The 12480-nt window shown below is 48.6% G+C and carries 10 protein-coding genes and 1 tRNA gene; 6 read left to right on the forward strand and 5 right to left on the reverse strand.

Annotation, left to right across the window (positions count from 1 at the left end):
• Window positions 1-73: 73 nt before the first annotated feature.
• A complete protein-coding gene (locus ACYQ8U_RS07360; protein ID WP_459944889.1) occupies window positions 74-526 on the forward strand; it encodes an SH3 domain-containing protein in 453 nt (150 codons plus the stop codon).
• Here ACYQ8U_RS07360 and ACYQ8U_RS07365 read toward each other — a convergent pair whose 3' ends face one another.
• On the reverse strand, window positions 527-3481 hold the full coding sequence (locus ACYQ8U_RS07365; RefSeq protein WP_459944890.1) for a DEAD/DEAH box helicase: 2955 nt from the start codon (window positions 3479-3481) through the stop codon (window positions 527-529).
• 173 nt (window positions 3482-3654) lie between these two features.
• Between ACYQ8U_RS07365 and ACYQ8U_RS07370 the strand changes: the two genes are divergently transcribed.
• The 5 genes from ACYQ8U_RS07370 to ACYQ8U_RS07390 all read left to right on the forward strand — a co-directional run bounded on the left by ACYQ8U_RS07370 (window position 3655) and on the right by ACYQ8U_RS07390 (window position 7785).
• Window positions 3655-5352 (forward strand): prephenate dehydratase domain-containing protein, encoded by a 1698-nt coding sequence (locus ACYQ8U_RS07370; protein ID WP_459944891.1) that lies wholly within the window; start codon window positions 3655-3657, stop codon window positions 5350-5352.
• A gap of 134 nt (window positions 5353-5486) precedes the next feature.
• Window positions 5487-6137: a zinc ribbon domain-containing protein gene (locus tag ACYQ8U_RS07375; RefSeq protein WP_459944892.1), complete on the forward strand. Its 651-nt coding sequence runs from the start codon at window positions 5487-5489 to the stop codon at window positions 6135-6137.
• Window positions 6138-6205: 68 nt separating this feature from the next.
• Window positions 6206-6282, forward strand: a tRNA-His gene (locus tag ACYQ8U_RS07380).
• 163 nt (window positions 6283-6445) lie between these two features.
• Window positions 6446-7291, forward strand: a complete 846-nt coding sequence (locus tag ACYQ8U_RS07385) for an alpha/beta hydrolase family protein (RefSeq protein ID WP_459944893.1) — start codon at window positions 6446-6448, stop codon at window positions 7289-7291.
• Window positions 7288-7785: a deoxycytidylate deaminase gene (locus ACYQ8U_RS07390; RefSeq protein WP_459944894.1), complete on the forward strand. Its 498-nt coding sequence runs from the start codon at window positions 7288-7290 to the stop codon at window positions 7783-7785. The genes ACYQ8U_RS07385 and ACYQ8U_RS07390 overlap by 4 nt, the downstream gene beginning before the upstream one ends.
• A 132-nt stretch (window positions 7786-7917) precedes the next feature.
• On the opposite strand, the gene ACYQ8U_RS07395 is transcribed toward ACYQ8U_RS07390, so the two are convergent.
• The 4 genes from ACYQ8U_RS07395 to ACYQ8U_RS07410 are packed head-to-tail and all read right to left on the reverse strand — an operon-like array spanning window position 7918 to window position 12420.
• Window positions 7918-8283: a hypothetical protein gene (locus tag ACYQ8U_RS07395; RefSeq protein ID WP_459944895.1), complete on the reverse strand. Its 366-nt coding sequence runs from the start codon at window positions 8281-8283 to the stop codon at window positions 7918-7920.
• Window positions 8283-10082: a hypothetical protein gene (locus ACYQ8U_RS07400; RefSeq protein ID WP_459944896.1), complete on the reverse strand. Its 1800-nt coding sequence runs from the start codon at window positions 10080-10082 to the stop codon at window positions 8283-8285. The genes ACYQ8U_RS07395 and ACYQ8U_RS07400 overlap by 1 nt, the downstream gene beginning before the upstream one ends.
• Entirely contained in the window at window positions 10036-11568 is a 1533-nt protein-coding gene (locus ACYQ8U_RS07405) for a YifB family Mg chelatase-like AAA ATPase (RefSeq protein WP_459944897.1), read from the reverse strand. Before ACYQ8U_RS07405 ends, ACYQ8U_RS07400 begins: the two co-directional genes overlap by 47 nt.
• 42 nt (window positions 11569-11610) lie before the next feature.
• Window positions 11611-12420: a tRNA1(Val) (adenine(37)-N6)-methyltransferase gene (locus tag ACYQ8U_RS07410; RefSeq protein ID WP_459944898.1), complete on the reverse strand. Its 810-nt coding sequence runs from the start codon at window positions 12418-12420 to the stop codon at window positions 11611-11613.
• Between the last annotated feature and the right edge of the window lie 60 nt (window positions 12421-12480).

Consider the following 12480-nt stretch of genomic DNA (forward strand, 5'->3'; position numbering starts at 1 on the left):
GGCTATACGATTGAGCAGGTAACGTGCTCATTAATTTAGATAAATAAAGAAAAAAATTACACTACCAGTACACATGAAAAAACTATCAAAAATATTCCTTGTTCTTGGATGCACCTGTTTACTCGCCTCTACTTCGGTCTTTGCTGCGGAGTATTTGTCGATAACCACCGACAATGCCAACGTCAGGAGTGGCCCCGGCACTAATTATCCTGCCGCCATGGAACTTTTTCAGGGCTATCCACTGAAAGTCGAGAAGAAAGAAGGCGAATGGTACAAGGTCACTGATTTTGAAAATGATGCCGGCTGGGTTCATACCAGCATTGTCAAAAAAGCCGATACCGTCATTGTTAACGGCCAAAAGAGTATCAACATGCGATCCGGTCCGTCCACCAAAGAAGCGGTCGTCGCTGATGTAGAGCGAGGCGTGGTGCTGACCCGAATTTCGGAAAAAGGTGGATGGACCAAGGTTCGCCACAGCAGCGGGACGATAGGGTGGATCTACAGTTCTTTGCTCTGGCCACAATAATCAGACTGATGCAGCATTTTTTAAAATTTTTTCTATTGCAGCATCCAGAGCAAGGGGAAGTCGTACTATCTGCTTTGCTTTATTGGCAAAAAGAAGATACCCTTGCTCTAAGGCGTAAAAGAGAATGTCTCTGGTAATCTGTACATCTTTTTTACAGTAGTGCTGGATCAAATCGATCCTTCCTTCCTTGTACCAGGCCAGTGCCTGGAGACCATCAGCCGTTTTTTTTGTGCCCAGGGTCTGTTCGGCGAGACGATTGAGGCTTAACCTGTATCCGAGATACATATGGATCTCCTCCAGAAGGTCAAGCGTTGGGAGGAGTGCGAGGTTTGTCTCGGTGTAGGCCGATAATACCCTGTTATCAAAACGTTTATTGTTAAAACCAACAATAAGATCAAAGCTTGCCAGATGGCTGACGAGCATCTCTACTTCGTGCTCGAGATAGCTGACAAAATCGTTTATTTCCGAATCGTACACCACGGCTACGGCAACACCCATCCGGTGCGCCTGCCCCCACCCCCCGACTTCCTCCGCGGAACGGATTGTCTCCAGATCAAATACCCCGAATTTTGCCGGCAAGGCATCAAGTCCCTGCCGGCGTTGTTTTCTTTTTTCCGGCAATGGCTGAGAAGGTAACGCTGATGCGGTGAACTCCGGCAGCGAAATGACATCGTCATTTTTCCCCGGCCCATGTTTGAGAATTTCTGCAAGGAGAACAAGGCAGGCTTTTTTGTCGATAGGCCGATTCCCTGATCCGCATTTGGGCGAATGAACACATGAAGGACACCCGGTACTGCAGCCACAGGCGGCGATGGTTTTCTTTGTCTGCAGCAGCAGGCTGTCCATTTTGGCAAAAGCCTCCTTCGCAAGACCAACCCCACCTGGATAGCCATCATAAACAAAAATAGAGGCCATCTCCGTTTGTTCGTGCAACGGACAGGAAATCCCACCGATATCGTTTCGGTCGCAGAGCACCAGTAATGGAAACAGGGCGATCATCGCATGCTCCATGGCATGAATGGCCCCCATAAAATGGTATTTTCCCTGTTCAAGAAAAATAACAGTGTCCTGGGGGATATCTATCCATACACTTTCGGTTTCGATTATCTGTTCAGGTACATCGAGAGCAAAGGTCGAGATCAATTTTTGCGTAACACTGTGTCGCTTTTGGTAACCGGTTACTTTCTCCGTCACCCGCACCCGGCCAAAAGACACCTGCGCCCCAAAACAGGTTTTTCTTTCGAGCACTTCGAGAATCTCCGTTCGTTTCTCCGTCGTCGGCCTGGTAAAGAATTTTGGCGTTTCTTTATGGACAACAACCTCCCCTGCCAAAAGATCAAAGGTGTCGACAAGCCATGACGTGGCCCGATGCAGATACACAGCCCCCGGATGGCACTCCTTCATGCCTCGCACCGTATCAATCTCTCCGACGACTTCCCCACTCTCCATGTCGATTATCGACATTTTTTTTCCACCTCCACGAAGACTGGTGTGCCGCTGTGGAAATTTTCTTGCCGAGATCCACACCCCTCCCGTGGCGGTTTGCAGTAAACCTCCCGATCTAGATAACACCTCAATAGTAGATTTTATCGTCTTGTTTTGCAGCAGTATTTCATTATTTCTTAAAGGATTTTCTGCCGCACAGCAGAGCAGATGCTGCCCCATGATGGTACTGTTTTCCGGATTAAGCACTGCCGATTCGGCAGACCGTGTGAAAAAGTCATCCGGCTGTCGCATGAAATATTGATCCAGGGCGTCCTCCTGGCCAATGAGAATAATCGCCGATTGCCGCAGACTGCGACCAACCCGCCCTCCCCTCTGCCAGGTGGCCATGATGGAACCTGGGTAGCCAACCAGAATGCACAGGTCCAGATCGCCAATGTCTATGCCGAGTTCGAGAGCCGAGGTTGAAATCACTCCGAGTAATTCACCGGAAAAGAGCTGCTGCTCAATTTCCCGGCGTTCCTCCGGTAAAAAACCGGCACGATAGGCGCTGAGTTTTGCCGAGAGGGGGCCAAGGCGAGGCGCGGTCCAGATATTGATCAATTCCGTCATCTTGCGGGATTGAGTGTAGACAATTGTCCGCAGACCTCGTTTCACTGCCGCCTCCAGCAGCTGGCTTGCCGTGTAGGCGGCACTATCCCAGGGATTAAGAAAAAGCATATTTTTTTCGGCCTGGGGAGCTCCGGACGTGCTGATCACCTCTACCGGTTTGTTCAGAAGGAGTTCACCCAACTCCTTGGGGTTGCCGATGGTGGCTGAAAGGAGGATAAAGGTGGGATTCGCCCCATACAAGGCGGCGATCCTCTGTAGACGACGAAGAACCCAGGCCATATGGCTGCCGAGTACTCCACGATAACAGTGTACCTCATCGATAATGACATAGCGCAGTCTGCTGAAAAATTCGTTCCAGTTCTGGTGGTAGGGCAAAAGCGACAGGTGCACCACCTCGGGATTGGTGAACAGAGCGCGAGGCGGGGTGTCCCGGATTTTCCTGCGACTGTAACTGGTTGTATCGCCATCAAATAGAGCAGAGAGGTTGCGGTGTTGTTTTTGTATGGCGGCCGGCAGGTTGTACAGTAATTTTTCCAGCACATTACGCTGATCCTGCGCCAGCGCCTTCAGCGGAAAAAGATAGAGAGAATGTCCCGGACTACCACTGAAAAGATCGTGTAATACCGGCAGATTGTATATCATACTCTTGCCGGAGGCGGTGGGCGTCGCCACCAGGACATCATTGCCCTTGAGGACCGAGCAGATGGCCTGGTGCTGGTGACTGTACAGTCTGGCTATTCCCGACTGGACCAAACTGGATTGCAGCGCAGGATCCAGTGGTGGGAAGTCAGCAGCGTACTGGGCATTTTGGGCGGCAAACTCCCGATGACACACTACCTGGGGGCCAAATTTTGCTGAACTCTTCAGGGAAGATAAATATTCATTTATATCTGGAATCATAGAGAAGACAACAGGGCCGTTGAACGTTTATAAATGTTGCTTAAATGGCGGAGAATGTATAATTTGGTCGACGCACCACTTTTTAGAGGATCGGGTCGACAACCATAAACCCCGCTTGCCGATGAAAATTGCCCCGTTTGTCGGGTTGAAATAACCTCAAAGGACACATATTCATGCCTTCCATTGCCACTTTGGGGCCTGTCGGTTCGGACAGCTATCAGGCCTCCCGTCAGTATGCTCCCAATGCTGAAATACTGCTGTATAATCGAATCGCCGATATATTCACCGCATTCAGCGAGGGGAAAGTTAAGTATGCCCTTATCCCTGTGTATAACACGCGTGAGGGTGAGGTGAAAGAGTATTTCCGGCTGATGGCCAAACTGCATCAAGGCTCTTGGATCGATAACGTCGTGCTGCCGATTCATCTCTCTTTGGGTGCTCTTTTCGCACCCGAACAAAGAGATACAGCCATCACCACAATCGTCGGGAGAAGTTCGGTGTTCCGTCAGTGCGATGAATTCATTGATGAAAATTACCCTGATGCCACCCTTATGGCTGTGCATGACATTGAACAGGCTATGGCTGCAATTCGTCGGGAAAATAAGCAGGAATATGCCGTCATTGAATCGGAAGCGCTGGTGAAGAAACACGGTTTTAATCTTTGGGCCCGCGAGGTAGTTTCGCACAATCGGACAAGATTTGCCATAATCGGCAGAGAGCCGGCGAAAGCTTCAGGCTATGACGCAACAGCCGTAATCACCCGCCCGCTGCGGGACCGGGTGGGCATGCTCGCCGATATTTTGGGTGAATTTACCCGACGTGGCATCAACATTCTCGATCTGCAGTCGGAAAATGATGTTCAGACCCAGAAACTGCGCATTTATGTCGAGATTGAGGGGCATAGAGACACGCCGCTTGTAAAAAACGCCTTCGATACAATTGAGTCGACCGTCATCCAGGAGGAGGATGCCCTGAAAATTCTCGGCTCTTTTCCGCGAGTAGACATGCGGGTAAAAAAGATCAAATCGTTTGGTTTTATCGGCAGCGGTGCCATGAGCAAATGGTTTGCCGATCGACTGGCCAACGAGGGCTATAAGACGTTTATTACCGGTCGAAACACGCCGCTTACGCCTGAGGCAATGGTTGAAAAAGTCGATGTTGTCCTGATCTGCGTGCCAATTTCCGTAACCTCTCCGGTCATTAAAACCTTTGGCCCTTTGTTAAAAGCTGGGCAGGCGTTAATTATACTTGCCGGAGAATCAGAGAATACCATTGGCACTGCCCTGCAGGCAACAAGTCAGGGCGTTGAAGTGATGTTTGTCCACAACCTCTGGGGGCCCCAGGCTCTGACCATGAAGGACAAAAATGCCGCCGTCGTCCGCACCCACAGAAGCGGAAGCTTTTGCAGTGAGTTTGAAGCCTTCTTGTACAAACACGGTGCGGATATCAACCACGATAGTGCAAAAAAACACGATTTGCTGATGGGCGTCAGCCAGAAACTTCCGACAACGATATCGGTCGCCCTGGGTATGACTCTGCGAGATCACCGGATCAATTGCGACGACATCAGCAGTCATTCGACGCTGACCTCGCTCTATGGCATTCTGGCCATGGCCCGGATTCACAATCAAAATCCGCGTACCTATGCCGAAATCATGGCGACCGCCGGCGACGGCAGGAAAATTGTACGAAGTTTTGCCGAAAACATTCTTCAACTTATCAATCTGGCGGAACAGGGAAAAATTGCCGAGCTTGCAGATATAATGGACACCAATAAGGCGATCATGTCGGATGCTTTTCTTCAGTCGCGAATGAAACAGGCAAAAGCCGTCGATGACATCATGAGCCAACCAAGCATGAAAGTTGGTTGATTTTTTTTGTCATTCTATCCGGAGATGCTTACATATTGTGAGTTGTAAAAAATCAAATTTTCAATACCGTCTGTTACAGGGGATACCGAGGATCTTCTAGCGGATGGTTGTAATCTTTTTGAAGGAGCAGTACTATGTTTCAAGATTCAAGTTATCTGGACGAGGTGAAAACCTGTCCGCATTGCAAACAGACCCTATCCTGCTGTGAAGCACCACCTATTCATGTGGGGGATGGACTAGGTTGGGGGTCGGACATCCTGTTTATCTGCCTCAACGATGCCTGTCCACCGTTCATAAAGGGCTGGGACAAGATCGAAGCGCAACATGGACATCACGCCTCTTATCGATATATGGAGCTTCCAGGTAGTCCCGAAGGTAATTATATGATGGTCGGCAATGCCGATGCATTTAAAGCCTGCGTTATTGACAGGGAGGAGCTGAAAAATCAGAATGTACGATTCCGTCAGGAAAAGGAGGCCGCCGAAAAGCTCAAGACTTGCGTCGCCGACAAGAATCTTCAGCCGGTGATGACCCTTCTCCTCGACGAAGGGGCGACCAAAAGTAGCCGTACTTCTGCTGCAGAATACCTCCTTGAACTCAATGACTTATCCTGCATAGATGCACTGAGAAACCATACCTTCAGGGATCCGGCCATAGAACATAAAGTTAATCAGGCGATAACGGAACTGCTGAAAAGAAATTTCAAGAAAGAATGCCCGCATTGCCTGGAAATAGTCAAGGCGCAGGCAATAAAATGCATGTACTGTAAAGAAAACCTGGAATGATTTAACCCTTGCAAAAGCGGACCTGAACGAGTATATAACACTGGTTTTTCAACACAACGTAATTTGTGGTGGGCGTAGCTCAATTGGTTAGAGCACCTGGTTGTGGCCCAGGAGGCCGGGGGTTCAAGTCCCCTCGCTCACCCCACGCATAATAAAAACGGGTATCGGTATTATTCTGATACCCGTTTTTTTATAGTGCATCAGGGTATTTTTGTTTTTCTTCCAGTGTTGTCGCAAAACGTTGTGCGTCGTTTCGTTTATTCGTCCATCAAATAGCTTTTTTCATAGTCATCCTATAGTGTATGCCAATGAATCCGCACAGAAAAATCGACCGACCTGAAGTAACTGCATTGCTTTTTTCTAGGGAAAACTGTGTTCAGTCCCCCTGCCCTGCCGGGGCGGAAGATGTTCTCTTTGAGACAGAACCAGGTATTGCTTTACAGTGCAGATTCTATTTTGCAGCTCAAGATGCACCGGTCCTCTTCGTCTATCCCGCGACGGCGGGCGACGGCCATTCCTTTGACGGGGTTGCGCAAGATTATTGCCGGCAGGGAATGAATATCTTCCTTACCTCGTATCGTGGTTGCGGGAAAAATAGCGGCTCACCTTCGGTCTCTGCCATGTATGCGGATTCTGAAAAACTACTGCACCTGGCCTTCGACTGGCTGGCCGGTAGAGGTTGTCTCGGGCCTTATTTCATCATGGGACAGTCCGTTGGTTCAACCTGCGCCATAGACACTGTCGTTAAAAATGGGGATTCGATTAAAGGACTGATTGTGGAAAGTGGCATTTGTGATACATCTTCTTTTCTTGGCGCCCTTGGCGAAAGCACCGCACAGGCGGACATTACCGAAGAAGAAGGATTTAATACTTTAGAAAAGATCGAAAAAATCAAAACCCCGACACTGATTTTTCATGGTGCCCGCGATGGGCTGGTAGCTATTGCCGAGGCCGAAAAGCTTCAGGCATCGAGCGGAGCCAGGACCAAACAGTTCTTTGTCATTCCCGGAGCGGAACACCATACCGTGGGCAAGACCGGCGGCGAGCTGTATATCAAGACGATTAAACAGTTTATCGATACGGTGTCTGGTGTGAACACCTGGCGGCAAAAAAGAAGAGATCATAAAAGTAAGCGAAAAAACCAGGTATCATGAAACGAACAAATTATCTCTCCTGGGATGAGTATTTCATGGCGGTGGCCCTCCTCTCCGCCCAGAGAAGTAAAGACCCCAATACCCAGGTCGGGGCCTGTGTGGCCAACGATCAGAATAAAATTGTCGGTGTCGGATATAACGGCTTTCCCTTGGGATGTTCCGATGATGTGCTGCCCTGGGAACGGCAGGGACAATATCTCGACACCAAATATCCCTACGTTTGCCATGCCGAGCTGAACGCGGTTTTAAACTCAATTTCCACTGACCTCAGAAACTGCCGCATCTATGTCGGCCTCTTTCCCTGCAACGAATGCACCAAAGTGATAATCCAGGCCGGTATCAGTGAAATTATTTATCTCTCCGATAAGTATAAAGATACGGATCAGGTCAAGGCCTCAAAAATCATGCTGGATACCTCGCCGCATATCAGTTACAGGCAGCTTACGACCAAGCTTGACAGCATCATCGTCAGTTTTGTTCCCCCGGAGTTATAGGATTCATGACAAGTCTCTAAAAACTCGCAGATGATTTCGTTCGCAACACCGTTCCGGTGGTGACTTGCTGCCTATCTGTCGATGCCAATAGAGGGCAGCCAATAGAGGATAGCCATTTGAGGGTAGCTGAGATCACTTGATTCTTTTCAGAGTGGAAACCTTTTTCTTTGACGTGCGCAAGCCAACTGGGCTGGAGGCCGGCTGTTCGCCGAAGTCTACCGCCTTGACGAAACGCTCCTCCCCTCCCATGGTAAAAATCTCTTTTCCGGTCATCTGATCCGTCCGCAGGGTCCAGGTTATTTTTTGTAAAGGTATCGACAACATGGTCAGGTGGAGATGCCACCACTCATCCCTACGGCTGGTGTCTCTTTCAATGTCATTGACACGTGCATAAACGAGAAGGTGTGGTTCCTTTGCCGCGATGAGAAGTATGTCCCCTCTATCGGTCGTATCTTTGAAAGGAATCAATTGCTTGAGTTCCTCGACAATTTTGTGCATCAGTTGATCCTTTTTTTGAGGGGACTCGTGTTTTTATTGGTAATAGAGTCAATGACCACCATTTCCGGTGTAAAGAAACTGCGAGTGGAACTTTTTTCATACATGCTTATCCCATCGAGTAAGGGATTGATTATCTCGTTTAAAACCGTACGTACTTTATAGGCCTTTTCTCGATCCTCAATGGCTAGAGTCATGCCGAGAAGGCCCAGCCATCGTTGCACCACCTTAAGGAGTTCCACGTTATTGAGATAGGTAATAGAGTTGTTTTTCCCGGTGAAACCGGGATCAAGTATTTTAATGGCCGCATTATCCAGCAGTGAAAAATCGTCGGTTTTTCTGTCAACAATCATTTCTAATAATTTTGGGCTGTTGCCGAAAAAAAACAAATCCTCCCAAAACCCATACAGAGGCTGCAGACCATCCTGGGGTGAGGGCGTCCAATACGAATAGCGAATCTGTCCATATGTTTTTACAGTTATCGGAAGATTGTAGGCATCAATTAATTGCTCCATAACGGTCCTGAGTTGCGGCACATTTTTGATCCGCAGAAAAACCATGCCAAGAGGAACGGCAAAGAATTCATCCGGCACCCCAGGCTCTAGGACCAGGCTGATCTCTTCTCCCAAAAATGAAAAAATTTCTTCGGCATTTTTTCCGGTGATGCCTGCCACGGTGGTCCACAGTTTTTCGATGTGTGGCGCCAGCTCTTTGTGTTTGTCAAAATACCCTAATAAATCTTTTAGCTTAAGAGTATTGGACCAATAGAAAGCCATGGGGTTTTCAGTGGTCAGAGACAACATGGAGCAGTGAATCGGCGCTGCTTTGATGTGATTGCTCACAACACTGTTTACTTCATCACTCTTGTACTGCACCAGCACCTTATCAATGACGCTTTTTCTTTTATTCCAGGAGCCGTAGCCGAAATGGGTGAAACCGACGGTTGTTGCCAGTTCTTTCAGCAACAGCTCCTTGCCTGGAAAAGCACGATTGATGACTGTTTCTGTAACAAATTTTCTTGCATCATCTACGGGCAGATAAAAAAAGCGGTCCGGCGTTTTAAAACTCTTTTTCATTGCTGAAAAAGCTTTGTTGTTCGCTAAGGAGGGCAATTCTGCATCATAGATATCTATGCAACGTCGCAATTGCTTTTCGCTCAGACTCATTATGAAAACCCCCTCAATGGTCACCAGTGAAAAAAAATGACCCTGCAGGTGCATTCGCTTGATGTGGTGATTGCCGTACTGTGCACTGGAAACAGAATACATTTCCACATAATTGCTATATTTTTCGGCCAAGAATGGAAAGTCCTCGGCACTGTGTCTGGGTCTGGCGACGACAAGAGTGTTTTCCTTTAAATAGTCTTTGACATCGATATATTGCTGCAGTTCAACTGGAGAAAGAATGGCGATGGCAAATTTGTTGCCGAGAATCTCATGGAAGAGTTTGTCGTCCTTGATTGCGCTCAATGCAGCGAGCCCTTCTTCGATGGGCAAAAGCATCGAATCAGGTAAACTGATCTTTTTGCCGGTTTTTAACAGATTAATAGTGGCAATTTTTTTGCCTAACGGTGACCTGATGAATTCTTTCAGGGCCAGTGAACCATGGTGCTGTTCAAAGTACAACAGTTCGTTATCTGGAATGAATTTGGCCATATTCCTGGCGCCATCAGTTTGAATGCCGTTGACCAGTGGATAGACAACCAATAGAAGCATGGCGAGAACAGCGGCATAGGTGTTGCTTTTCATAATGCAATCAGGATTGATGGTTCGTTCGGCAGAACTGGACAGCCTCAGCCACATGTGCCTGCTGGATAGCCTCTGAAGCGGCCATATCCGCTATTGTCCTGGCCATCTTCAAGATGCGATGGTAGGCCCTGGCCGAAAGGCCCAGTCGGTTGACACTTTTTTCGAGAAGATTTGAGGATTTCTGGTCAAGGACACAATATTTCTCAACTAATGTACTGTTCATCTGGCTATTGCAATATTTCCCGGTTTCGTCGGCGAATCGCTTTCCCTGGACTGCTCTGGCCTGGTCGACCCGTTCCTTGATTTTTTGTGAACTTTCCCCGCGCGCAGTGTCACTCATTTCCTTGTAGTCGAGCGCCGCCACCTCGAGATGAAGATCTATTCTATCTAAGAGAGGCCCGGATATTTTTCCGGTGTAGCGTTTAATATCCCTTTCGGTGCAGGTGCATCGATTGCGACTGTCACCAAAAAACCCGCAGGGACAGGGATTCATTGCGGTAATAAGGGTGAAGCGGGCAGGAAAGGTCAGTGTCATGTTGGCTCGGGCAATTGTCACTTCGCCATCCTCAATCGGCTGTCTCAGGACTTCCAGGACATGTTTTTTGAATTCCGGCAATTCATCGAGAAAGAGCACGCCATTGTGGGCCAGGGAGACCTCCCCGGGCTGCGGCAGAGCCCCGCCTCCGATGAGTCCCGCATCCGATATGGTATGATGCGGCGCGCGAAAGGGGCGTGTCGTCAACAGGAGATTCTTTTCGGAAACTTTTCCGGCCACACTGTATATCTTTGTCGTTTCGAGTATTTCATTCAGGGTCATTTCCGGTAGAATGGTCGGAAAACGCCGGGCCAGCATGGTTTTTCCGGAGCCTGGCGGACCGGTTAACAAAATATTATGTCCGCCCGACGCAGCAATCTCCAGAGCTCTTTTAACGTGGGTCTGTCCCTTGATATCGGAGAAATCGACACCATGTGGTGCACGCTGTACCATTTCCGGCAATGCCGTCACTTGTAGTGGTCCGGCTACATCCATACCGGCGAGAAACTCAACCGCCTGCTGCAGCGAGGAAACGGGGATGATATCGATCCCATCCGGGACGATCTGCGCTTCGTCACTATTTTCCTTTGGGATAATAATGCCGGTGAGGGCCTGTGCTCTGGCCGTGAGGATCATCGGCAGAAGTCCGTTCACCCTGTGCACCCCGCCGTCCAAGGAGAGCTCACCGACGATGCAGTATTGCCCTGTTCTTTTCTTTTCGAGGGCTTCCGTGGCTTGAAGAATTCCGATGGCAATAGGCAGGTCAAACCCGGCACCCTCCTTGCGTATGTCCGCCGGAGCCAGGTTCACCGTTATTTTTCTGGCAGGAAACTGGTAGCCGCAGTTTTTAATGGCTGCTTTTACCCGGTCCTTGCTTTCTCTGACGGTACTGTCAGGAAGTCCGACGGTGGAAAACATCGGCAGACCGTTGGCAACGTCAACTTCGACCTGGATCAACCATCCGTCAATGCCCAGTACAGAGCAACTTGTTATTTTGGCAAGCATAAATAAGGGAGCACATTCGTAGTCAACGTCTGACGATACTTGTTAGTTTTTTCTGTAAAATTGCTGCATTTCCGAGGAAAATTCACCGTTTTTCTGACAATATATATATAAAGGCGGCAGAATCTCACTGCCCGTTCCGCCGTTTTTTAAACACTGGACCAGCGCCAGGCGGGCGGGCGCACTTTTATGGGGATAACTGTAAACAAGCTGAATTTTTTTAACCTCAAGGCGACATTTTTGTGCAATAAAAACAAATTCGCAGAGGAGCTCGGCTGGATAAATAAAAGAAACCGTTCCGCCATTTTTTACCGCAAAGACTGCGGCAGAGAGAAAATCCTCCAGCGTTGCCAGGATCTGATGGCGGGCCAGTTGCGCTTCCCGATTCCTGTTTGTCCGTCCAGAGATCGGAGAATAAAAAGGAGGGTTGCAGACAATTCTATCGTATGCTTCCGCTTTAGTCAGTGTCCCTATTTTTTTAATATCGCCCTGCATAATATTACCGAGACCTTCAAGGTCGTTGGCCTGGAAATTTTTTCTGGCCAGATCGGCAAGACCCTGCTGTATTTCTATGCCGCACACCTCGTGCACCCGGTCCCGCCATCGGTAGAGTAAAATCATGCTTATAATGCCGGATCCGGTGCCAAGATCGAGGATGCGGTCTTGTTGCCTGACTTCGACAAAATGGGCGAGAAGCACAGAATCAACGGAGAAGCGGTACCCCTTTTGATGTTGATAGCAGATCAGCTCGCCATCAAAGAGATTATCACGACTTATGGTATCACAAATGTGCAGAGGATGCAGGTCGGTCAATGGCTTGATTCGGTTTTCCGGGTTGAAGACAGCATCAACCACGATTGGATAATATTGTAACTTTATATTTATACTAATAAATTAAAACAAAAAAGCCTCGTC

This window comes from Desulfocastanea catecholica, from assembly GCF_054657295.1.

What these genes read in the sequence shown, in the direction of transcription:
- ACYQ8U_RS07390 (WP_459944894.1), top strand. Translation starts at nt 7,288, where the DNA reads ATGAAACGAACAAATTATCTCTCCTGGGATGAGTATTTCATGGCGGTG.
- ACYQ8U_RS07365 (WP_459944890.1), bottom strand. Translation starts at nt 3,481, where the DNA reads ATGATTCCAGATATAAATGAATATTTATCTTCCCTGAAGAGTTCAGCA.
- ACYQ8U_RS07370 (WP_459944891.1), top strand. Translation starts at nt 3,655, where the DNA reads ATGCCTTCCATTGCCACTTTGGGGCCTGTCGGTTCGGACAGCTATCAG.
- ACYQ8U_RS07405 (WP_459944897.1), bottom strand. Translation starts at nt 11,568, where the DNA reads ATGCTTGCCAAAATAACAAGTTGCTCTGTACTGGGCATTGACGGATGG.
- ACYQ8U_RS07360 (WP_459944889.1), top strand. Translation starts at nt 74, where the DNA reads ATGAAAAAACTATCAAAAATATTCCTTGTTCTTGGATGCACCTGTTTA.
- ACYQ8U_RS07385 (WP_459944893.1), top strand. Translation starts at nt 6,446, where the DNA reads ATGAATCCGCACAGAAAAATCGACCGACCTGAAGTAACTGCATTGCTT.
- ACYQ8U_RS07400 (WP_459944896.1), bottom strand. Translation starts at nt 10,082, where the DNA reads ATGTGGCTGAGGCTGTCCAGTTCTGCCGAACGAACCATCAATCCTGAT.
- ACYQ8U_RS07375 (WP_459944892.1), top strand. Translation starts at nt 5,487, where the DNA reads ATGTTTCAAGATTCAAGTTATCTGGACGAGGTGAAAACCTGTCCGCAT.
- ACYQ8U_RS07395 (WP_459944895.1), bottom strand. Translation starts at nt 8,283, where the DNA reads ATGCACAAAATTGTCGAGGAACTCAAGCAATTGATTCCTTTCAAAGAT.